Source organism: Allofournierella sp. CML151, assembly GCF_027853465.1.
GTDB lineage: Bacteria > Bacillota > Clostridia > Oscillospirales > Ruminococcaceae > Allofournierella.
The window spans coordinates 20963-42174 of the sequence record NZ_JAPNNW010000012.1 but is presented as its reverse complement, the minus strand read 5'-3'; the positions used below and the strand labels follow the sequence as shown (position 1 = coordinate 42174).

General features: G+C 61.5%; 21 protein-coding genes. 3 read left to right on the top strand and 18 right to left on the bottom strand.

Features of this window, described 5'->3' with window-relative positions:
• The first annotated feature begins 46 nt into the window (after positions 1-46).
• Positions 47-1843, top strand: a complete 1797-nt coding sequence (locus PH256_RS09815) for a M20/M25/M40 family metallo-hydrolase (RefSeq protein ID WP_270914003.1) — start codon at positions 47-49, stop codon at positions 1841-1843.
• 51 nt (positions 1844-1894) lie between these two features.
• On the opposite strand, the gene PH256_RS09810 is transcribed toward PH256_RS09815, so the two are convergent.
• From PH256_RS09810 to PH256_RS09745, 14 genes are all read right to left on the bottom strand, one after another.
• Entirely contained in the window at positions 1895-2527 is a 633-nt protein-coding gene (locus PH256_RS09810; protein WP_270914002.1) for a helix-turn-helix domain-containing protein, read from the bottom strand.
• A gap of 197 nt (positions 2528-2724) precedes the next feature.
• Positions 2725-4587, bottom strand: coding sequence for a flavocytochrome c (locus PH256_RS09805; protein ID WP_270914001.1), 1863 nt, complete (start codon positions 4585-4587; stop codon positions 2725-2727).
• Between the two features lie 222 nt (positions 4588-4809).
• Positions 4810-5931 carry an SLC13 family permease gene (locus tag PH256_RS09800; protein ID WP_270914000.1) on the bottom strand — a complete coding sequence of 374 codons (1122 nt, stop codon included), beginning with the start codon at positions 5929-5931 and terminating at the stop codon, positions 4810-4812.
• On the bottom strand, positions 5928-6458 hold the full coding sequence (locus PH256_RS09795; RefSeq protein ID WP_255396673.1) for a DUF5662 family protein: 531 nt from the start codon (positions 6456-6458) through the stop codon (positions 5928-5930). Before PH256_RS09795 ends, PH256_RS09800 begins: the two co-directional genes overlap by 4 nt.
• An 83-nt stretch (positions 6459-6541) precedes the next feature.
• Entirely contained in the window at positions 6542-7903 is a 1362-nt protein-coding gene (locus PH256_RS09790) for an alanine/glycine:cation symporter family protein (protein WP_270913999.1), read from the bottom strand.
• 115 nt (positions 7904-8018) lie between these two features.
• Positions 8019-8318 carry a phage holin gene (locus PH256_RS09785; RefSeq protein WP_270913997.1) on the bottom strand — a complete coding sequence of 100 codons (300 nt, stop codon included), beginning with the start codon at positions 8316-8318 and terminating at the stop codon, positions 8019-8021.
• Positions 8315-8578 (bottom strand): hypothetical protein, encoded by a 264-nt coding sequence (locus tag PH256_RS09780; RefSeq protein ID WP_087183814.1) that lies wholly within the window; start codon positions 8576-8578, stop codon positions 8315-8317. The genes PH256_RS09785 and PH256_RS09780 overlap by 4 nt, the downstream gene beginning before the upstream one ends.
• An 11-nt stretch (positions 8579-8589) precedes the next feature.
• Positions 8590-9603, bottom strand: coding sequence for a GH25 family lysozyme (locus tag PH256_RS09775; protein WP_270913995.1), 1014 nt, complete (start codon positions 9601-9603; stop codon positions 8590-8592).
• Between the two features lie 27 nt (positions 9604-9630).
• Entirely contained in the window at positions 9631-10860 is a 1230-nt protein-coding gene (locus tag PH256_RS09770; protein ID WP_270913994.1) for a hypothetical protein, read from the bottom strand.
• Complete coding sequence (locus PH256_RS09765) at positions 10841-11254, bottom strand: hypothetical protein (RefSeq protein WP_270913993.1); 414 nt, start codon at positions 11252-11254, stop codon at positions 10841-10843. Before PH256_RS09765 ends, PH256_RS09770 begins: the two co-directional genes overlap by 20 nt.
• Positions 11220-13760: a tail fiber domain-containing protein gene (locus PH256_RS09760; protein ID WP_270913992.1), complete on the bottom strand. Its 2541-nt coding sequence runs from the start codon at positions 13758-13760 to the stop codon at positions 11220-11222. The genes PH256_RS09765 and PH256_RS09760 overlap by 35 nt, the downstream gene beginning before the upstream one ends.
• Positions 13757-15658 (bottom strand): hypothetical protein, encoded by a 1902-nt coding sequence (locus PH256_RS09755; RefSeq protein ID WP_270913991.1) that lies wholly within the window; start codon positions 15656-15658, stop codon positions 13757-13759. Before PH256_RS09755 ends, PH256_RS09760 begins: the two co-directional genes overlap by 4 nt.
• A complete protein-coding gene (locus PH256_RS09750) occupies positions 15658-16095 on the bottom strand; it encodes a hypothetical protein (protein WP_270913990.1) in 438 nt (145 codons plus the stop codon). Before PH256_RS09750 ends, PH256_RS09755 begins: the two co-directional genes overlap by 1 nt.
• A complete protein-coding gene (locus PH256_RS09745) occupies positions 16085-17983 on the bottom strand; it encodes a phage tail protein (RefSeq protein ID WP_270913989.1) in 1899 nt (632 codons plus the stop codon). The genes PH256_RS09750 and PH256_RS09745 overlap by 11 nt, the downstream gene beginning before the upstream one ends.
• Positions 17984-18224: 241 nt before the next feature.
• Here PH256_RS09745 and PH256_RS09740 point away from each other — a divergent pair, with 241 nt between their 5' ends.
• Both PH256_RS09740 and PH256_RS09735 read left to right on the top strand, forming a co-directional pair.
• Positions 18225-18830, top strand: coding sequence for an SHOCT domain-containing protein (locus PH256_RS09740; RefSeq protein WP_270913988.1), 606 nt, complete (start codon positions 18225-18227; stop codon positions 18828-18830).
• Complete coding sequence (locus tag PH256_RS09735) at positions 18827-19645, top strand: SHOCT domain-containing protein (protein ID WP_270913987.1); 819 nt, start codon at positions 18827-18829, stop codon at positions 19643-19645. The genes PH256_RS09740 and PH256_RS09735 overlap by 4 nt, the downstream gene beginning before the upstream one ends.
• Positions 19646-19705: 60 nt before the next feature.
• Here PH256_RS09735 and PH256_RS09730 read toward each other — a convergent pair whose 3' ends face one another.
• The 4 genes from PH256_RS09730 to PH256_RS09715 form a co-directional block, all read right to left on the bottom strand.
• Positions 19706-19996, bottom strand: coding sequence for a Gp15 family bacteriophage protein (locus PH256_RS09730; protein ID WP_242962257.1), 291 nt, complete (start codon positions 19994-19996; stop codon positions 19706-19708).
• Positions 19997-20039: 43 nt separating this feature from the next.
• Positions 20040-20378 (bottom strand): hypothetical protein, encoded by a 339-nt coding sequence (locus PH256_RS09725; protein WP_270913986.1) that lies wholly within the window; start codon positions 20376-20378, stop codon positions 20040-20042.
• Between the two features lie 78 nt (positions 20379-20456).
• Positions 20457-20747: a phage tail tube protein gene (locus PH256_RS09720; protein ID WP_270913985.1), complete on the bottom strand. Its 291-nt coding sequence runs from the start codon at positions 20745-20747 to the stop codon at positions 20457-20459.
• A 278-nt stretch (positions 20748-21025) separates the two neighbouring features.
• Positions 21026-21157: a hypothetical protein gene (locus PH256_RS09715; protein ID WP_270913984.1), complete on the bottom strand. Its 132-nt coding sequence runs from the start codon at positions 21155-21157 to the stop codon at positions 21026-21028.
• Positions 21158-21212: the final 55 nt, after the last annotated feature.

Here is a 21212-nt window from a genome sequence, read left to right as displayed (position 1 = left end):
CGTGCGCCGCTGCGCGCATTTTCATATACCCGAAGGAGGCATTTTTATGATCGCTTTATGGATCGTGCTCATTCTCGTTCTCATTCTTTTGATTTTGCTGGGCGTTGCTGCCGCCCGTGCCATACAGATGAAGCCCACCTCTGCCGCCACTGCTCAGTTCCCGGATTCCGATCTGGAGCGGGCACAGCGGTATGCCGAAACCCTTTCCACTCTGGTGCAGTGCGAGACCGTGTCGGAAAAGGACCAGGTCAGCCGCCGCAAGTTCCAGGCCTTCCACAAGCTGCTGAGGGAGCAGTTCCCTCTGGTGCACAAGGCAGCCACCCGCACCGTGCTCAACGGCAGCCTGATTTATAAAATCCCCGGTCTGGACGGCGGCGCAGGCGCGCCCATCCTGATCATGAGCCACCACGACGTGGTGCCCGCTCAGGGCGAGTGGAAGTACCCGCCCTTCTCCGGCGAGATCGCCGAGGGCTCGGTATGGGGCCGCGGCACCGTAGACACCAAGGGCAGTCTGTTCTGCTTCATGCAGGCGGTGGAGGAGCTGCTGGCCGAGGGCTGGAAGCCCGAATGCGACGTGTATCTGGCCTCCAGCTGCACCGAGGAATGGGGCGGCGACGGTGCGCCCGCCATTGCTGCCTGGCTCAAGGAGCAGGGGGTCCATCTGGGCCTGCTGCTGGACGAGGGCGGCATGATTATGGATTCCCCCATGGCCGGGGTCAAGGGCCGCTACGCCATGGTGGGCGTGGTGGAAAAGGGCTACGCGGATGTGAAGTTCACCGCCAACGCCGCCGGCGGCCATGCCAGTGCCCCCGGCCCCAACACCGCGCTGGTGCAGCTGGCCAGGTTCATCTGCAAGACCGACCGGCACAGCCCCTTCCAGGCCCGCTTCTCCCCCACCCTGCGGGAGATGTTCCAGCGCCTGGCCCCCAACATGAGCTTTGGCATGCGGATGCTGCTGGGCAACCTGTGGCTGTTTGAGCCGCTGCTCTGCTTCCTGCTGCCCCGTGTGAACCCGCTGGCGGGCGCCATGATGCGCACCACCTGCGCCTTCACCATGGCCGAAGGCTCCCCCGCCTACAACGTGCTGCCCCAGCAGGCCTGGGTCACCGCCAACATGCGCTGCATGCCTCACCAGGGCACCGACGAGAGCATCGAGATCATCCGCGCCGCCGCCAAGAAGTGCGGGCTGGATACCGAGGTGCTGAAGGCCGACCCGGCCTGCGCCGAGGTGGACTTCAAGGGCGATGCCTTCCGTCTGCTGGAGGAGACCATGGGCAAAATCTACCCCGGCTACGGGGTGGCCCCCTACATCATGACCGGCGGCACCGATGCCCGGTTCTACATGTACGAGGGCGTGGTGGAAAACGCCCTGCGCTTTGCCCCGCTGGAGATTAACAAGCAGCAGTACGCCAGCATCCACGCGGCCAACGAGAACCTGTCCATCCTGGCACTGCCCCCGGCTGTGGACTTCTACCAAGAGCTGCTGCACAGCTACTGCGCCCGCAACGGCAAGCCGGAGCTGGCCCCGGAAAAGCCCGCCCGCAAGGCACCGGCCCGCAAAAAGGCGGCTCTCAAGGCCAAGACCGAGGCAGAAGAGCCGGTGACCGAGACCGCCGAGCCCGCGCCCGAAGCCGCAAAGCCGGAGGGAGAACAGCCTGCCCCGGAGGCACCGGCAGAGCAGCCCAAGAAGGCCGCGAAGCCCAAAAAGAGTACCGCCTCCAAAGCGGAAGCCGCTGAGGCTGCCGAAGAATCCGCTGAGCCTGCACCGGAAACGGACAAGGCTCCTGAACCGGAAGCTCCCGCTGAACCTGCCGCCGAAACGGACGAGCCCCGGGAAGAATAATCCAAACGCAAACGAGCACCTGCATGCAAAACACAGGTGCTCGTTTTTTGTTTATTTCTGCCTGGTTTTCGCCCCTCGCAGCAGCCGCCATTCCAGCACGCCGCAGCCGCCCAGATACACCGCCCAGAACAGCACATAGCCTGCCAGCGGATACACCGGAATGGGATAGGGCGCACTGGCAAAACCGCTCACCAGGATGTTGTACAACATGGACAGGGGGATGAAGGGCAGCAGCCACAGGTTCACCGCCCAGAACCGCCGCTTTGCCCGGGGACGGCTGGCGGCATCGCCCACCGTCATGCCGATGGCAAAGACCACACAGCCCATCACCATGAGCAGCAGACCGATGGCGGTGGCAATGGCGGTCTGCTTTTCGTACCAGAGCATCACCGCCGCCAGAAGACCTGCCACGGTGCTGCCGGTGCCCACCACTGAGAACAGCGACGCATCCGGCCCCTGCTCCCGCGCGGCCGGGTGCTGCCCCGTCAGCAGATAATCAGTGGTGGTATCCAGCTGCGTGCTCAGTGCCAGCAGCCGCTCCAGGTCCGGTGCGGTCTGGCCGCTCTCCCATTTGGACACCGCCTGCCGGGACACGCCCACCTGGTCCGCCAGCTCCTCCTGGGAAAAGCCCTTCGCCTTGCGCAGCTGCTGTACCCTCCGGCCCAGCTCCTCGTTCAGACTCATACCGTCCACTCCTTTTTGTTTTGCTGGAACCCAGTATACCCGATGAGGCGGGGGCCTGTCCACCATTCGCGGCCCGAATTCCGTCAACCGGGTGTTGCATTTTGTCAACCGAGTCCGTTTCAGACAAAAAAAGCGGCGGAGGCTTTTGCCTCCGCCGTTTTGATTTTGAACAGGAATCGTATGGTCGGCCGGAAAAATCAGCGGGTGTACTCCGCGGCGCTGGCGCCGGCAATGCGGCCGAACACGATGATGTCGGTCAGCGCGTTGCCGCCCAGGCGGTTGGTGCCGTGGATGCCGCCGGTAACCTCACCAGCCGCGAACAGGCCGGGAATCACCTCGCCGTTTGCGTTCAGCACCTCGGCGTTGGCGTTGATCTCCACGCCGCCCATGGTGTGGTGCACGGTGGGAACACGCTTGGCAGCGTAGAAGGGCGCGTCGTTGATGCCGTCGTTCTCGCCCTCCACATCGCTGAACAGGGTGCGGCCGAACTCGTCCTCCTGGCCCTCCAGGTCGCCGCCCACGCAGTGGCGGTTGTACTCCTCAATGGTGGCGGTCAGGGTCTCGGCGGGAACGCCCATCTGCTCGGCCAGCTCCTCCAGGGTGTCGGCCTTGTAAGCACGGCCGGCCTCCACCAGGCTGTTCATGGTCTCGCCGAAGTTGTTCAGCTCCTCGCCGGTGGGGTAGGTATCGCTGTCCATCACGATGAACATGGTGGTGTTGCTCTGCTCAAACAGAGCCAGGGTCATCTCGTCGCGGCGGCCGCCCTCGTTCACGAAGCGCTCGCCCTGCTCGTTCACGAAGATACGGCTCTCAACAGCGTGCTCGATGTTGCCGGACAGGCTGCCGGTCTCGGGATCGCCCAGGGGCAGCAGCTGGATGTTGCCCATCTGGATCAGGTTGGCGCCCACGGCCTCGGCCATGATGATGCCGTCGCCGGTGATGCCGGAGGCGTTGGTGCTGGGGATGCTCTCGTCCAGGGTGGGCCACAGCTGGGTTTCCTCATTGGCCTTCTCGCGCAGCTCCACGTTGCGGGCAAAACCGCCGGTGGCCAGAACCACGCCGTTGGTGGCGTTCACCGTCACGGTGTTGCCGGTCTTGCCGGTGGCCTTAACGCCGCAGACAGCACCGTTCTCATCCACCAGCAGCTCGTTGGCGGTGGTGTTGTAGAGCATGGTCACGGTGGTGTTCTCGTCCAGGTAGCTCTGGAAGGCCTTGAAGAAGCCGGTGCCCTCGGGATCGCTGGGGCGCTGGGCGCGGGGCCACAGGCCGCCGGTCACGGTGAACACCTCACCGGTGAAGCCCATGCCCAGCTCCTTCATCCATTCCACACCGTCCCAGGCCTGCTCGCACAGGATGGTGACCAGCTCCAGGTTGCCCTGCTCGTCGCCGCCCTCGTAGGTCTGCTGAATGTGCAGCGCCACGCTGTCGTCGTGAGCCTTGGCCACCTCGCTGCCGTCATCCACGGCGTTCATGGCGCCGCCGGACAGGATGGTGTTGCCGCCCATGGAGCCGGTCTTCTCCAGAACGATCACGTTCTTGCCCGCCTGCGCGGCGGTGATGGCCGCGCTCATGCCGGCGCCGCCCGCGCCGATGACCACCACGTCGGCGGTGTACTCGGCGTCCTCTTCGGCCTCAACCTCAGGCTTCTTGGCCTGCCACTCGGCGATAACCTCGTCGGTGGCGCCCGCCTGCTTCAGGCAGTCGGTCACGCCCTCCAGAATGGCCTCACTGGTCAGGGTGGCGCTGGCCACAACGTCCACGCCCAGGCCCTGCAGCTCCATGATCTCCTTGGGCATATTCTCGGCCACGGGTGCGCCGATGCCCTCGGTCTCAGTGTGCTCCAGCTGGATATCGGTGATTGCGTTGGCATCCACGGTCACGGTCACGGTCATCTCGTGCATGCCCATGGTGGTGGCACTGTAGGTGCCGGGGGTAAAGATACCGGTCTGGCTTGCCGCCTGGCTGGAGGCAGTGGAAGAAGCTGCGCCGCCGCAGGCGGTGGTGATCATCATCAGAGCTGCCAGGGTCAGGCTGGCGATTTTGCGGGAAATGGGTTTCATAAGTCGCCTACTCCTCTCAAAATTCAAAAATATAACCCCTGTTCAACATGTCGCATTAGACATGTACTGACACAATTTTAACACACTTTTTTCATATTTCAATCACAATTTCCCCGCAGTTGAAGAGAAATTCCGGGGCTGCTCACGAACAAAATCAGGCGATTTTGACAAAAAAATAGCGGAGTTTGAGCACTCCGCTATTTGAGACCAAATCTTCTTTTTTTACAGGATACCGCACCCGGCCAGCACCAGCAGCACTGCCAGCAGGCCGAAGTTCAGCGCGCTGAACACCGCCAGATACCGCCCGGTGTTGGCCCCGGGGGCCTTGGAATAGATCTTCAGGCTGATCAGGCTGGCCAGGCTGGCGATGGGGGTACCCAGGCCGCCCAGGTCCACGCCCATGAGCAGTCCCGCGCCGTTCTCGGTAAAGCCGGAGAGCAGCACCGCCGCCGGCACGTTGCTGATGATCTGGCTGGCCGCCGCACCCACCAGCATCTCCCGGCCCTGCATCACGCTGGCCAGGAAATTCTGCAGCGCCGGAATGCGGGCCAGGTTGCCCGCGAAGACGAAAAAGCACACGAAGGTGACCAGCAAGGCGAAATCCGCCCCCAGCACCAGCTTTTTATCGAACACCGCCAGCGCCACGATCACCACCGCCAGCAGCGCAGGCCAGGGCAGCAGATGGAACACCGAGGCAAGACAGACGCAGAACAGCACGCCGCACAAAATCAGCTGAGCGCGCTGGCGGGCGGTCATGGGGCCCTCGTCCTTCTGGGCGGTCAGGGTGACCCGCCGGGCCGGGGTGAGCAAACAGAGCACCGCCAGCACCACAAAGCTTGCCAGTGTGGCGGGCACGGTAAGGGCGAAAAACTCGCCTGCGGAAAAGCCGTAGCGGCTGTAGAGATACAGGTTCTGGGGGTTGCCCACCGGGGTGAGCATGCTGCCCAGATTGGCGGCCACCGTCTGCAGGCTCACCACCCAGGGCAGCAGCCCGCCCTGGCCGCTGGCGGCCAGCACCAGCACCGCAAAGGGCACAAAGGTGATGAGGGCCACATCGTTGGTGACCAGCATGGAGGAGAAAAAGCAGAGCATCACCAGCACCAGGCACAGCCCCTTGCCGCTGCCGTTGCGTTTGACCAGCGCCGACGCCATCCGCCGGAAGGCCCCGGCCTGCTCCATACCTGCCACCACTGCCATCAGACAGTAAAGCAGGGCCAGCACCCGGCCGTCCACATAACCCAGGTATGCCGCGTCCGGCGGGATTACCAGGCAGGAGGCCAGCGCCAGCACCGCCGAGATGACCAGCACCGGCTCGCTTTTCAGCCATTGCATCGCCTGCTTCACCGGCCCAGCACCTCCTTCTTCAGCACCCGGAAGGCCTCATCCTCGCCCTTATCCCGCAAAGTGATGAGCATATATTCCAGCAGCTTGCGCGTCTCCGGGTGGAGCACGTAATGGTCCCGGCCCCGGTCGTAATATTCCCAGGGGGAGGCGTCGGTGTAGTCCTTGCCCTTATACACCTTGCTGGCGGCCACCCGGTCGCAGAACATCTCGGCCACAAACTGCAAGGGCATTTTATTGCCGATCAGCTTGCCGGTGCCCGCCGGGTCATAGTCGATCCAGTATTCCAGATGGTGCCGGTTGCGCCCCTTGTGGTGCAGCCAGGCGGTGCTGCAGCCCTCGGCCTGGCGCTGGGCATCGTTGGGGCTGCGGTTGCCCTGGTAGTATTTCACCCCGGGCCAGAACTCGCTGGGCGAATATTTGGAAAGGTCATGGGTCAGCCCCCGCCAGTAAAGCCCCAGCCGGAAGCAGTGCTTCATCACCAGCCATTTGTGGTGATTGATGGTGCAGAAATGCCCCCACAGATTCACGGTTTATCCCTCCTGCAATCAAAGACCGGGCTCCATGGGAACCCGGCCTTTATTATAGCATATTTATACAGCTTCGTGTGCGGTCAATCCAGGGTTTCGGCCTGCTCGTCCAGCCGGTTTTCCCACAGATAGTGCCGGGTCTCGGCCACAATCACTCCGCCGAGCAGCAGCACCGAAATCAGATTCGGGAAGGCCATCAGACCGTTCATCAGATCCGCGAAGCTCCAGACCAGATCCAGGTTGGCCACCGCGCCAATGAACAGCACCACCAGGAACACCAGCCGGTACACCGGGATGCCCTTCGGCCCGAACAGGTATTCCACACAGCGCTCGCCGTAGTAGCTCCATCCCAGAATGGTGGTGAAGGCAAACACCGAAAGGGCCAGCGCCAGCACAATCTGGCCGGCGGGCAGATTGGCGAAGGCCAGGCGGGTCATGGCGTCGTCATTTGCGCCCTGATACAGCTCCGGCTGCTTGACCATGCTGCTCACAACCACGATGCCGGTCATGGCACAGATGATCACAGTGTCCCAGAAGGTGCCGGTCATGGAAACCAGCGCCTGGCGCACCGGGTTTTTGGTCTGAGCGGTGGCCGCCGCGATGGGCGCGGTGCCAAGGCCGGACTCGTTGGAGAACAGGCCCCGGGCCATGCCGTAGCGGCAGGCGGCCATCATGGCGCCGCCCGCAAAGCCGCCGGCAATCTGCTGGAAGCCGAAGGCGCTTTTCACAATCAGCGCCAGCGCCTGGCCCAGATAGGGGGCGTTCAGCACCAGAATGGCGATACAGCCCAGAATGTAGAACAGACTCATGAAGGGCACCAGCTTTTCACACACCTTGGCAATGGCCTTCACGCCGCCCAGAATCACCACTGCGGTGATGGCGGTGACCACCAGGCCGGAAACGGCGGGGGCCACCCCGAAGGTGGTGTGGATCACATCGGTGATGGCGTGGCTCTGCACGGTGCAGCCCGCGCCGAAGGTGGCCAGCACCGTGAAGGCGGCGAAGATCACCGCCAGCCATTTCCAGCCAAGGCCCCGTTCGATGGTATACATGGGACCGCCCACGATGGCGCCGGTCTTGCCCCGGGTACGGTACTTCACCGCCAGCAGGGCCTCACCGTATTTGGTGGCGATGCCGAACACGCCGGTGAGCCAGCACCAGAGCACCGCGCCCGGGCCGCCCAGGGCGATGGCGGTGGACACGCCGATGATGTTGCCGGTGCCGATGGTGGCAGCCAGCGCGGTGGCCAGCGCGCCGAACTGGCTGATCTCGCCCTGGCTGCCCTCATCCGGCGAAAGGCTCAGCCGGATGGCCTTGGGAATGTGGCGCTGCACCAGCCGCAGCCGGACGGTCAGGAACAGATGGGTGCCGAACAGCATGACCAGCATCGGTACACCCCAGATAAAATTGCTGCACGCGCTCACAAGCGCGGTGAGGCTCTGCATGGGATTCTCCCCCTTAAAATCACAATATTTTAATATTATATCATATCAAAGCCCACCGCGCAAATCCACAAAGCGCCGGACCCCGGCAGATTCCGGAGCCCGGCGCTGCTTTGCCTTATTGCTTTTTTGCGGCGGAGTCCGAAGCACCGCTCCGGCCGGCTGCGGTCTGGCCTGCGCCCAGCACCCGGTCGCTGTCGCCCATGCCGCTGGTGGTGGGGTCGGTGATCACGCCCAGCACCGCCAGCACCGCGAACAGGGCGTTCACCACCGCCAGCAGCCGGTTGCCCAGCTCGCCCAGCTCCAGCTGGTAACCGAACACTGCCGCCACCACCTGAATCAGCAGCAGCACCGCCGGGATCAGACTCAGCCAGAAGGCCTTGTTTTGAATGCGTACCATCCAGTTGATTTTCTTCATCTTGTTCCTTCCTTTCGCTCCAGAATCGTGATTCGTGTTTCGTGGTCGTGGAGGGCAGCATCCTGCCCGTCGTTGTGCTTCCACAGGCGGCGGTGGCTGTCGGTGTTGTCCCGCTCCTGACGGGCCTGCCGGTCCTGCAAGCCCTCCACCAGGGTGGAAAGCTTGGTGAGGGTGCTGTTCAGCCGGATCACCGGCGCCCCCACCGACAAAAACAACCCGGCCACCACCACCAGGACCCCGACCACATTCCATTCATTCATATTCATCCTCCTCACCAGATAAACTCCGCCGAAAAGCCCAGGTTCTTGCAAAAGGCTTCAATGCTCTTCCGGTCGCCCTCGTTGGGCACCGGGCACAGGCGCAGCTCCAGGCCTTCCTCCGGCACGTCGATGATGCGGCAGCGGTCGTCCAGAAGGGCGGCGTACACGGTTTCGCCTCGGTACGCAATCTGTACCATGGGATAGCCGTCCACCAGACCGTCCGCCAGGGTGAGAATTTTATAGCTGCTCTCCGGCAGCTTGTCCGTTTTCCCGTCCGGGTTCAGCACCACCGCGTTGATGTCCGGCGCGGTGAAGTATTCGCAGCGGCTGGCGTCGAACACCTCCAGCTGCTTGCCGGTCAGCGGCTGAAACTCCACACGGCCGGGGGCGCAGCGCTCCCGGATGATCCTGGGCAGATCACAGTACATCCGGTTCAGATCACACCGGCCCTGAACGCCCGGCACCGCCCCGCTGCTGGAATACTGCCACACCGCCGTATTGTCCACCCCGATCTTGCCGGTGTAGTTGGCGATCCACAGGCCCTCGTACCGGTCGAGGGTCTCCATATCCATATAGCTGTTCACAAAGCTGGTGTAGCTGTAGAACATGGGCAGATAGCCCGCCGCCGCGATGCAGGCCATGAAGGCGTTGCAGATGGCGGTGTTCTTTGCCCGGCTGAACTCCTTATACTTGGCCGCGTGCTCATAGTCCAGCACCAGAGGCAGGCTCAGCGCCCGGCCCGCCAGCAGCTCCAGCGCCCGGGCGGCAGCGATGCGGGCGTGGTCTTCGCTGTCGATGTAGCTGTACAGATACACCCCCACGTCCAGCCCGGCCGCTGCCGCGCCGCTCAGATTCTGTTCAAAACAGGGGTCTTCCACGATGCTGCCGTCGCCGTTGGCATAGCCCAGCCGCACGAAGGCGAAGGCATAGCCCGCCGCCTTTACCTGGGCCCAATCCACATTGCCCTGATACTTGCTCACGTCGATGCCCAGAATCGGGGTTTTGGTTTCATACTTCAATGCCATTTTGTTTCTCCTTTCCTGTTGCGCGGCTCAGGGCAGATACAGAATCACCATACCGCCGCATTTCATATCCCGCCAGTAGATGTCGCCCGCGTCCGGGATGGTCAGGGTGACCGTCTGCCCGGCAGAGAGCTGCACCTCACCCCGGACCGAGACCTCGCCGTCGCCGAACAGATCCACCAGATAGCGCCCCGCCCTGGCACACTGCCACACCACCTGCCGTGTGCCGGACTGGTTGTCCTGGAAATAGCCCAGGCCGGACAGGCTGCCGTAGTCTGGGTCCGCATAGCCGGAGGCCTTGGTGGGGTGGCGGTAGTCACCGGTGGTGCCGGGCAGCAGACCCAGAACCCGGCTGCAGGCCGCGTAGGCCACGGGAGTGCGGGGCACCAGATCGCCCTGCACCCCCAGAATGGTCACCCCCTGACGCAGATTCTGTGAATTCAATCCGATTGCCGCCGCCATGGTGCTTTGGGCGATTCTGGCTTCCGGGGCCCAGACGAGCCCATTCTTGCGGTAGTAGCCTTCCGGGATGTTATTGATCGCCACATAGTCGCTGCCGAAGCCCACACCGGTGCCGTACTGCGCATTGCCCCGGTCCGCCATACTGCCGGTCACCTTCTGCCCTTTCACATAGGCCGTTGCCCCGGAAAGGATTTTGCCCGCATCGGCCGTGGCATCCGCGGTGAAGGTGCCGGTGACGGTTTTGCCGTTGGCGGTGATGGAAACGCCGGTCTTCAGGTTTCCGGGGGCCAGCTTGGCCGCTTCGGCCGCGGGCAGGCCCCCGCCGTTAAAAGTTAAGCGGTTCCCCGTGCGGTAGCACACCACCATGGCCCCGGTCTTGAAAAAGCCGGCCCACAGCGCATCGCCCGCGGCGGTGGCGGCGGTGCAGGCCTGGCCGTTCACCTGAATGGTGTCCCCTGCCGCAAAATTCGCCGTGGCCGCAAAGCGGATGTTATTGCCGCTGCCGGTAAGCGTGTGCACCGTACCGCTTTTTTTGTGGGTGTAAAGGCTCACCCCGTTTTCGGCAGCCGCCGCGCCGATGCTTTCCGGAGTCAGGGCCAGCTGGGGCTGGCCGTCCTCGTCCAGCCGCAGCAACAGGTTTGCCGCCGCGGCGGTCCAGTTGTCACCGGGCTGGGTCACCTCGCTGCTCACGCCCACCGAAACATCCCGCAGCGCGGGGCTGCCGTCCCGGTTATACAGGGTCAGATAGACCTTGCCATCCTGCTCATTCACCTTCAAATCACGAAACAAACGTGCCAAACAAGCCACCTCCCAAACAAAAAGCCAGCTTCTGCTGGCCACTCTCGATTGCATTCAGATCATTGTAAATCTGCAGCAGCATCCCCTCGATGCGCTCCAGGTCCCGCCAGTCCCACACAAGGCTGCCGGGGGAAAAGCTTCGGGTGGAATACTCCGGCCGCAGCTGTACCGCATCGGCCAGCGCCGCCAGGTTCTCTTCCACCCGGTTGAAAAAATCCGCCAGGGGCAGCCCGTCCGCCGTGTAGCTGCTCATCTCGCCGTAGTCCGGCCGCCGGGTGATCGCCGCTGCGCGCTGGCGCAGATACAGCAGATTGCCCCGGATGCGTTCATAGTCCGGGTCCAGGCGGAAGGCATCCGACTCAGTCCAGCTGATTTTCGGTGTTTGCCATGCCATCGTTCTGCACCCCCTCCTTCACGCTCTGTTCCAGAAAATCGATCCGGTGTTCCAGTGCGGTCAGCTGCTTTTGCTGCCGCTGCACCTGCGCCAGTAAAAGAGGAATGAAGTCGCTGTACACCACAGCGGTGGGAAATCCCTCCTGATCCATCGTCACGCTGTTTGGCATGATCTCCGCCACCTGTTCGGCGATCATACCCACATGCCGTTTTTCATCCTGCACATACTCCGGAGCCTGCGTACCGTAACGGAAATCGATCACCGGAAGCTCCAGCATTTTTTCCAGCAGCACCTCCTCCACCGGGCGGATGTCCTCTTTATATCGAATGCTGGATGCGCTGGAAATCTGGCCTGCAAAGTCGCAGTAGGTTTTTTGCATAAGTCCATCGGTTTTTCTGTATGCATTCAAATGGTAATTATTATCCGATCTGAAAACAGCCTTCAACGAATACACATTTGGAATTTCATCAATATTGTGACACTGCATTTCATAAGGGCCAAACGTATAAGTGGTTGACGTTCCGCCTCCAACCAACGCATCAGCCTTGTAAGCAGCTCCGCCGGGTGTTCCCGCTCCCGCGTAGTTGTGGGTATGGCTGGCTGCCGCCGCGCCGATGCCCGCCGCCGTCAGGGTCTTGGCGCCCACCACACTGCCGTTCACATACAGCACCTGCCCGGTGGAAAAGCCGCTCACCTGGGTGTTCTTGCTCACCAGATTGGGGCCTGCCGGGCCGGTGGGGCCGGTGGCTCCCTGCGCGCCCTGGGGCCCGGTGGGACCGGTGGCACCCTTCGCACCGGTAGGACCCTGCTCGCCGGTATCACCCTTGGGCCCTTGCGGCCCGGTCTCGCCCTGCGGGCCTTGAGGGCCAGTGTCGCCCTTGGGCCCCTGTGCACCACTTGGCAAGGTCAGATTCAAAGTGGCAGTGGTACCGCTTTTGGAGATACTGGCAGCGGCGGTGCTGCCGCTGGCTACGGTACCGATTTTCATGGTCTGTATCGCTGCGTTCCAGAGACTGCGCTCTGCCGCCGTGATATGCTTCACGGTATCGCTCATATGGGTAAAGGCCGCATTCCAGTTGTTCACCAACGCTTGAGTGATACCGCCTAGTAACGACAGGTTCCCATGGCTGTGTTTTTTGCTTACCGCATCGGCCAGATCAACTTCCGTCTGGGTATAGCTATCCAGCAGCGCCTTGTTTGCGTGGCTGTGACGGGCGGCTGTATTTGCCGCCACAATGCTTTTAGTGGAGGCAAGGTCAGCTGCCAGCGCTTTTCCCTTGTCGCCCGCATAGGCGGTGGAGGCGGTTTCACCCAGAGCCAGGCTCTTGCTGATCTCCACGTAGGCCGATCCGCTCCAGCGCCAGGTGAGGTTGGTATCCAGCGCCACATAAATCTTGCCAGTCTCACCGGTGGCAGGGAATGCGCTCTTATTGGCGTATTCCAGCACATCATCCACAAAGCTGGGCAGCTGGCTGGCGGGTACCTGACCGTTGCCGTCCAGCGTAGCCACGCCACCGGCCTTGCCCATCTCGCTGCGCTTGACCTGGGCATCGTTGGTCACATTACCCAGACCCACCTGGCTTTTGGTCACTCCATGCGGGTTGGATTTGTCCGTTTTGTGACTGTTCAGCGCATTCTGCACAACGGCAATTGCTGCCGCCTGGGCAGTGCTTACCGGCTTGTCTACATCGGCGGTATTGTCACAGTTACCAAGCCCTATTTGGGATTTGGTTGTCTTGTGCGGGTTAGACGTATTTCCTGTATGAGCAGAGAGGGTGCTCTCCAGCGTACTTTTCACCGCTGCATCCTTCGCGTCGGTTTCTTCTTGGGTATATGCCCCAGACTGGTGCGCTGTCACCCCGTGGGGGTTGTCCAGCGCCAGGATGTGCCCGCTCAGGCTGCGCAGCGCCCTTGCCAGCTTGCCGAAGGCGGTGGACAGCTTCTCGCCGCTGGACAGCAGCTCCAGGCTGGCGGCCTCGGTGTAGGTGGGGGTCTGGTCGTTGGTGGTCAGATTGGGCACGTTGCCAAGCCCCACCTGGGCCTTGGTCACGGCGTGGGGATTGGACTTGCTGGCCGCGTGGGCATCAAAGTTCTCCCGCAGGCCGTCGGCCGCGGCCTTGTGCGCGTCCAGCGTCTGCTTGGCCGCCGCCAGGGTGATGGCCGGGCTGTCGTTCCAGGCATCGGTGCCCTTCACCCCGGCGATCTGCTGGCCGATCAGGGTCAGCAGCGCCTGCAGCTTGTTGCTCACCCCGCCCACGGTGCGCAGACCGATTTTCTCATCGGTCACGCTGCCGTCCGGGTGGGCCAGCACCGAGGCCGCGGCGTGGGCGTTCAGCTCGGTGCGGCTGGCCTTCAGATCGTCCAGCTCGGCGTCCTTGTCCGCCTGCTTTTTCAGCTCCCGGTCAATGACCTCCATGTCGTAGGTCAGGTCGTCGATGTCCGCCGGGTCGTTGCGTTCGGCCAGCCGCTCCGGCAGGCGCAGCTGGTAGTTCTGGCTTTTTCTCATGCTTCGTTCCCCCGTTTCAAGATCATTTCTCCCTTCAATCCGCCGCCGGTGTAGGTGAGCTGATTTTTCAGCACCTGGGCCGGGGCGGCCGTTTCCCATTGGGTGTCCAGCAGGACCCGGTCGGCGGGGTCCAGCTCCGGGTTGCCCCGGGTAGCGCAGGTGTAGGTGCTGCGGCGCAAAAGATGCTCCCGCACCCAGGCCGCCACCGCCAGCGCCCGGTCCAGCTCGGTAATGAGCGGATTGTCCAGCGTTTCCGCCGTGCCATTCTCGTCCGCGTCGGGCACCGGGGCCACCGCGTTCTGGCAGCTGGTCTCCAGCTTTTTGCCGCTCACGATCAGGGTGGCCGGGCCGCTGCCCTCCAGCACCAGATCCGCCGCCGCGGCATACAGCGCCTGGCTGGTCACCTGCGCGCCCTCACATTCCAACCGGATATCCGCCGCCTGGCTCCAGGTCAGGTGCAGCGCCAGCCGCCCGTCCACCTGATAGGTTCCCTTGTGCAGCTGGCTCTCTTTTTCCGCCGGGGTATACACGGTGGCCGGGCATTCCACCTGAAGAAGGCTCGCAGTCTTTTCCACTTTGGGCGCGCTTTCCAGCATAGCCGAAAGTCCGATGCGCACCCCAGTCTGGCTGCTTTCATCCGGTTCAATGCGGATCACGCCATCCCGGTCGGCATACAAAAGGCAGCAGGCCGCGTGAGCGATCAGCTGCAAACATTCCCGGTGCTGCTTTGCCGGCAGCGGCGCGGTGGTGGTAATCTGCTTCAAGCCCTCCCACAGGGACCAGGGCTGCTCGTCCTGCCTGCGACGGGGCAGGTCCGCGTCCTCCAACACCAGCGTCGCCAGTTCCCACAAGCTGTGGGGCGCGCCGTCCCACACGCCCTTGTAATAGGTGCCGTCCAGAAGGCCCAGCGCGTCGGTGGCGGAGAATTTGGCATACAGCCCCTCCACCGTGGGCTGGCCGGTCAGATAAAACCGCCCGCCGGGCATCCATTCCACAAAGCCGCCCTGGTACAGCTCCCGCCAGCCGCTGGGGGCAAGGTCGGCCCATTCCAGGGCTGCCGCGTCGCCCCAGTGCATACCGCCGGTGAGCTGCTGGCCGTAGCGCACCGTGATGGGGTTGCGCTGCTCAAAATACTTCCAGATGCCCTGGGGGTTGTCCGGGTCGTAGAGGCCGTTCTGGCTTCCGGTGAGCAGGTTCACGTTCACCGCCGAGAAGCTGAACTCCCCGGTGGGCAGCCTGCGGCCGATGGGGTCCACCTCCATGGTCTGGGCCGCCTCGGTCAGTTCCGCCTGGCCGAACACCAGCTCCATGCCGAACATTAGCCGGGTCAGCCGCGCCCGGCGAAAGGGCTGGCTGGTGGCCTCAAAGCGGATCTCCAGCCGGTCGAACCGGTCGATCTGCACCAGCTCCTGGTGCTCCACCGCCTTGGGTAGCACCTGCCGCTGCACCAGCTGCTCGCCGCCCTTCCAGGCGGTCACGGTCAGCGCGGTGCACCATTCCTCCGCCACCTGGTCGAACCGGAAGCTCAGCGCCGGAACGCTCACCGGCGTTTCAAATTCCAGCGCCAGCACCGGCGGAGCTGCAAACCGGCCGTCCGCCCCGCTCATCGCCTCGCTCACATAGCCCTCGGTCAGCAGTGCGCCGCCGGGCTCGTCCGCAATACGCAGAGTGCCGTCCGCCTTCCAGCGCCCCGGCTCAAAGGTGGCGTAGCTGCGCTTTTGCGCGCCGTCCTGGGTGAGGGCGCTTTCCACGCTGGACCAGTAGGCCTGCCCCTCGCTTTTGTCCGCCGCGCCGGGGGCTGCGTCCTCGTCCACCACGCTCAGGGTCACGGCCAGCTTTGCCGCGCCCAGCACCGGCTTTGTCATCTCCTGCCGGTAGGCATCGCTCACCTTTTGCATCAGATCACCCCGCAATCCACCACGCTGAAGCTGGCATCCTCGTAATATTCCGGCATTCCGGTGGCCGCGTCCACGTTCACCGGGCTGCAGGTCACATCGCTGAGATAAAACATCCGCGTTTCCCACCGGCCCAGGTTATGGCTGAAATAGTGGCAGTAAAAGGTGAAGTGGCCGTCCTCAAACCAGCGGTTCATCTCCCACCACAGCTCGGGGCTGATGGTCTGCCAGCCCAGCTCCTGCTTGTCCACGCTGCGGCCCACCATCCGGCCCACCATGGTGCCCTGGGCGTTGCGGGCCGAATCCACCATGCGGCTGGTCGTAAAAGGCGCCTTGCCCTGGGTGGGGTAAGGCGCCGCAATGGCATAATTGCTCCAGTCGGTCTGGGGCGTGGCCCCCAGATAGATAAAGCCCTTGTTTTCCTTCAAATCAATAGGCATTTGCGAACGCACCTCCAATCTTTACGCCCCGGTTTGCCTCGATCTTCGCCATGGCGCGGTACAGCACCTGACCGTCCAGCTTGACCTCGATGGGCTGATTTGCAACCAGCTCCCGCGCGCCGCCGCTGCTCACCGCCTGGGCCAGCTGCAAAATCGCCGCCAGCACCGGGCCGTTCTGCTCGGCCATCAATTCCCGCAGCCGGCTTTCCGGCGCGGCGATCTCCGGATTCGTGGCCGCGCCCGCGTACTCGCCCATCATGGCCAGCACCGGCTGGCGGATCACACCGCCCCTTGCCAGCATGGGGATCTGGGGCGCGCTCACAGTGGGGATGTCGAACCCGAACGTCTCACCGCCAATTCCCCACACCCAGTCGGGGACCCGGAAGCTGATGCTGTTCAGCAGCCGGATCACGGTGTTCACGCCATCCACCGCCCCGCGAATCATGCCGTTCACAAAGCCGATGATGGAATTCACCGCTCCGCGCACGCCGCCCGCAATGCCGTCCCACAGGTTGAGCATAATGTCCTTGAATCCGGTCCAGGCGCTGGTCAGCGGTTCGATCACGAGCCGCTGCATCCAGCCGCACAGCGTACCCCAGATAGCTTGCAGCTTGCTCAACGCCAGCTGGGCCAGATTCTGCACGATCTGCCAGAACGTACTGAACAGCGCGGCGAGCGGCTGCACCACAATCGCATTGAACCACTCACAGGCCGCCGCCCATATTTCCTGAAGGAACTGCAGCGCGGCCCCACCCGCCTGCTTCACCTGATCCCAGTGGGTGATCAGCAGCGCGACCACCGCAATCAGCGCCGCGATTCCCGCAATGATCAGCGTGACCGGCGAGGTGAGGAACGCCACCGCCGCGCCCAGGGCTGTGGCTCCCGCAGTGGCCACCAGGCTGATCACGTTCCACACTGCAAGTGCGGTGTTCACCAGCACCCAGGCCGCCGCAAAGGAGCCCACCAGCGTCACGATCAGCTGCACCAGCTCCATATTCTCGCTGATCCAGGCGGAGAACAGGGTCAGCCCGTTCACGATGCCCTCAATCACGCTCACCACAACGCCGCCGGTCCATTCGGCCAGGGGCTGCAAAAAGCTTTCCCATAAGTACTGGGCGAAGGGCTGGAACGCCTCCACAATGGGGTTCAGTGCCTGCATCGCGGCGCTCAGCAGATCGAAAAACGCCGGGGCAACGCTTTGGATGGCCCAGCCGCTCAGGGGCAGAAGTACGTTCTGCCAGGCCCAGGCAAGGCCGCCCATGGCCAGCTGCACCACCGGCCCGATGGCCGATGCCAGACCGGCGAAGCTGCCCGCCAGACCGGAAAGGTCCAGCCCCTGCATCCATGTGCCGGTGGCTTGCCCCAGTTTGGAGAACAGGCCAAGGATGCCGTCCAGCCCGGCGGTGAGCGGCGTAAGCAGACCGCTCAGGTCCACGCCGGAAAGCATACCCGCAGCGACCTCACTAACACTACCCAGTACATTGCTCAGCAACGGAGCTACCGTTTGGGCCAGACCGATGATGGTCTGGGCGAAGGTATCCACCAGCGGCAGCACCGCCTCGGTAATCGGAGCGAACGCGCCCTGCAGGCTGGACTTCACGCTTTCCAGCGAAGCCTTCAGGGTCTCGTTTTCCTTGAGCATACCGGCAAGCCCGCCGCCCAGCATACCAAGCGCACCGGTCACCAGCGGCCCGCCGATGGCGGCAATACCCTTGCCCAAACCACTCATTCCGCTTTGCAGCTTTTTCATTGACTGCTCAGCCCTCACTGCCCACTGGTTCAGCTTTTCCTTACTTTCATCAATCGCATCTTTCTGCTTCTCCAGCGCCTTCGTTTGCAGCTCGGTGGCTTTCTGCGCCTCCTGAGAGAATTTTTTCTGCGCTCCCATTGCTTCTCGCTGCGCATCAAAGCTATCTTTAAATACACCTTGCAAGTGTTCAAAGGAAGATGCTACTTCATCATTTATTTTGGCCTGGAGTTCCAGAAGCCTATTTACTAATTTAATATCCGATGCATTTGCCAAATCAAATTTTCACCTCTCATTTCTTTTTGGTCCTTATCAACACGTTGAATTCTGTTTCGCATGTGATATACTGAATTCAATACAAGCACTTTGAGGAGGGCTTCTTGTGGAACTGATTGATTTCTTGAACGAAACTTGTGATCTCCGCCGTAAAAGCTTGGCATTCAAACTCATGCAGACAAACTATCGGCCTTTGCCTAATGCTTACGACGCATGTGTCCCCTTGCTTCTTCCAGATGAAAAAATAAAAACCGCAGTATACATGCCCGTTAATGTTTGCCCTGCTGGACGTATTGCTTATCCATACTCTGCCGGTTCAGGGCAGCGTGGAATATTGGTTGTAAGCAATTGTCGAATTCTTTTTTCCAAGTATTACGATGGAAACCACTCTTTTTATGAAATCTCCGCAGACGACATCACAGATGTGTACTACGATACCGACCCTAAAGAAGCATATCTGCGCGTAAACGGGCGGAATGTTGTTTTTGTAGTTCACGATGAACTACTGGTTGTGGAGCGGCTGAAAAAAGCCGTTGATGAGCTTCGATATGCACAACCCGAGCCGGAAGCCGCTGCCCCCATCCAGACCAATCCCGCCGATAACATGGACCAGATCACAGAAGCCATCAAGAATCTGAAAAGCCTGCTTGACCTTGGCGCCATTACCCAGGAAGAATTCGACGCGAAGAAAAAGCAGCTGCTGGGCTTGTGACTATCACCCTCCCTTCGTTTTCCGCCCCCTTTGTTCCAAAGGGGGCTTTTTCTTTTTACGCCGCCGCGCTCATAGGCATCATCTCCTTATTCAGAGCAATTCCAACCGCCAATCAATTTGGCTTTCCATGCTTTTCCTTGTTGTTCAACGAGCATTGTGATATACTGAATCCATCATACCCAGCTTTCTTTGGATGGGAGGAATTTATTGTGACACTTCTCGACGCAATTAATCAGTCGCTTTCTGTTCGAAAAAACTCTTTGCTTTTCAAACTCACAAAGGAACTCTATACTCCTTTTCGTTCTGAATACGATGCCTGTGTCTCCCAATTGGTCAACGCCGAGGAGCTTCTAGCGGCAAGCAAACTCCCTATCCATATTTTTTCTTCTCACTCACAAGATTTTACCTGCAACAACTCAAATAAAATTTACGGAATCCTCGTTATCACTAGTTTGCGGATTTTCTTTTTTGCTTGGTCAAAAGAAAATTCCTCGCTTCAAGAAATCTCCGCAGACGACATCACAGATGTGTACTACGATACCGACCCCAAAGAAGCATATCTGCGTGTAAACGGCCGGAACATCGTTTTTGTGATTCACGATGAACTGGCGGTTGTGGAACGTTTGAAAAAAGCAGTTGACGAGCTTCGCTATGCACAGCCGGAACAGGAAACCACGGCCCCCATCCAGACCAATCCCGCCGATAACATGGACCAGATCACAGAAGCCATCAAGAATCTGAAAAGCCTGCTTGACCTTGGCGCCATCACCCAGGAAGAATTCGACGCCAAGAAAAAGCAGCTGCTGAATTTATAATTTTCGCCTGTTTTGCCGCTCCCCGCTTTTTTGCGGGGAGCGGCTTTTTTCTGCCTGCCGTCAGCTGCCGAATGCCTTTGCCATCATCTGCTCCAGATCGTCCATCTGGCGGCGCAGCTGCTCGCCGGTAAAGGCTTTGGCTGCCTTTCTGGCCCGGAACGCTGCCCACTCGCTGCGCATTTTCCGTTGCTGTGGGGTGAATTTTTCCAGCATTTTTCGGTCCCGCTCGCTGCGCACCGCCACCACCCGGCCCAGAGGGGTGTCGTCCATCAGGCCGCTCACCAGCTTGCTCCACTCCGGCCAGCTCAGCTCCCCCTGCAAATGGGGCAGCACCCCATATTGCTTGGCGATGCTCTGCTCGATCAGCAGCGCGTCGAATTCCAGGTCATACCACTCAGGCCCGGGCGCTGTGCTTTGCCTGCTGAAATCGCTGCTCCATCGCCTGCTCCTCCTCGCCGGTCATGGCCGCCATCACCAGCTCGAACAGCTTCTGATAAGCGGGGAAGGGCAGGTCCATCTTGTCGATCTCCGCAAAGGCTTTCTCGCCCAGGGCCAGCTTCAGGGTCTGGTCCATCTGCTCGCTCACCTGGCTGCCGTCCATCTGGTCGGTGTTGATCTGCATCAGCTTGCGCACGGTTTTCTGCCGGTTGTCCACCGGGTACAGCTTGTCCTTTACCCGGATCTCCGGGGCGTCGGTGAGCAGCTTTTCGTCCAGGGTATACAGTTTTGCCATTTGTTTTACACTCCTTTTTCAATCAGTGCCCGGGGGCAGATGGCCCCCGGGCGTTTTCGATTTTCCTCAGGCTGCCGGTCAGCCTTCCAGTGCAGGGGTGAAGGTGGGCTTGCCGCCGCTCATCACTTCCACCTCCAGAATGGCCACGTCGCGGCTCTCGCCGCCGCCGGGGTTGGTCACGTTCAGCACGCAGTCGAAGGCCAGCTTTGCGCCGCTGGGGAACTCCCACTCAAACTTGCTGGCGCAGCCGTCGCCGGTGGTCCAGGCGCTCTGGGCAACGTAATCGTTGCCCGCATCGCCCAGGCAGCGCTTGCCGGTGAGGGTAATGGTCAGTGCTTTGCCGGTCACCATTCGGCGCAGCCAGCCCATGGCTGGCTCGGAACAGGGCGGCACTGGTTTTGGCTTAGGGGTTTGGCGCATAGGCGCATCGCAGCGGGCTTGGAAATACACCAAGTATTCCGCGCGCCCGCTTCAATGGCCTCTGCATCCAAACCCCGGCGCCAAAACTGCAAAGCACCCACGGCCCGGCGATTTTGCTGCAAATGCAAGGAAAAACGGCGAAGGCACCCTTGGTGGTTGTCGAGCCGTTTTGACGCAGTCAGTTGCACAAAATCGCCAGTCCGTGGGCAGCGCTGCCCTATTCCGAGTCAGCCCCTCTCCATGGGGCTCCACTCCACGGTGTTGCCGTCGATGCTCACCTCAAAGGTTTCCAGCTCGGCAATGGTGACCATATCGCCCTCTTCACTTGCACGGCCATTGGTGCCGATCAAAGGCAACACTGCACAATTCACGCCTAACGGCTCAGGCGGCGTATCACGCCAAAATTTTCCGTGC

What these genes read in the sequence shown, in the direction of transcription:
- PH256_RS09725 (WP_270913986.1), bottom strand. Translation starts at nt 20,378, where the DNA reads ATGGCAAAACTGTATACCCTGGACGAAAAGCTGCTCACCGACGCCCCG.
- PH256_RS09805 (WP_270914001.1), bottom strand. Translation starts at nt 4,587, where the DNA reads ATGAAACCCATTTCCCGCAAAATCGCCAGCCTGACCCTGGCAGCTCTG.
- PH256_RS09760 (WP_270913992.1), bottom strand. Translation starts at nt 13,760, where the DNA reads ATGAGAAAAAGCCAGAACTACCAGCTGCGCCTGCCGGAGCGGCTGGCC.
- PH256_RS09775 (WP_270913995.1), bottom strand. Translation starts at nt 9,603, where the DNA reads ATGGCATTGAAGTATGAAACCAAAACCCCGATTCTGGGCATCGACGTG.
- PH256_RS09785 (WP_270913997.1), bottom strand. Translation starts at nt 8,318, where the DNA reads ATGAAGAAAATCAACTGGATGGTACGCATTCAAAACAAGGCCTTCTGG.
- PH256_RS09815 (WP_270914003.1), top strand. Translation starts at nt 47, where the DNA reads ATGATCGCTTTATGGATCGTGCTCATTCTCGTTCTCATTCTTTTGATT.
- PH256_RS09765 (WP_270913993.1), bottom strand. Translation starts at nt 11,254, where the DNA reads ATGGCATGGCAAACACCGAAAATCAGCTGGACTGAGTCGGATGCCTTC.
- PH256_RS09745 (WP_270913989.1), bottom strand. Translation starts at nt 17,983, where the DNA reads ATGGGAGCGCAGAAAAAATTCTCTCAGGAGGCGCAGAAAGCCACCGAG.
- PH256_RS09750 (WP_270913990.1), bottom strand. Translation starts at nt 16,095, where the DNA reads ATGCCTATTGATTTGAAGGAAAACAAGGGCTTTATCTATCTGGGGGCC.
- PH256_RS09810 (WP_270914002.1), bottom strand. Translation starts at nt 2,527, where the DNA reads ATGAGTCTGAACGAGGAGCTGGGCCGGAGGGTACAGCAGCTGCGCAAG.
- PH256_RS09780 (WP_087183814.1), bottom strand. Translation starts at nt 8,578, where the DNA reads ATGAATGAATGGAATGTGGTCGGGGTCCTGGTGGTGGTGGCCGGGTTG.
- PH256_RS09755 (WP_270913991.1), bottom strand. Translation starts at nt 15,658, where the DNA reads ATGCAAAAGGTGAGCGATGCCTACCGGCAGGAGATGACAAAGCCGGTG.
- PH256_RS09790 (WP_270913999.1), bottom strand. Translation starts at nt 7,903, where the DNA reads ATGCAGAGCCTCACCGCGCTTGTGAGCGCGTGCAGCAATTTTATCTGG.
- PH256_RS09720 (WP_270913985.1), bottom strand. Translation starts at nt 20,747, where the DNA reads ATGGGCTGGCTGCGCCGAATGGTGACCGGCAAAGCACTGACCATTACC.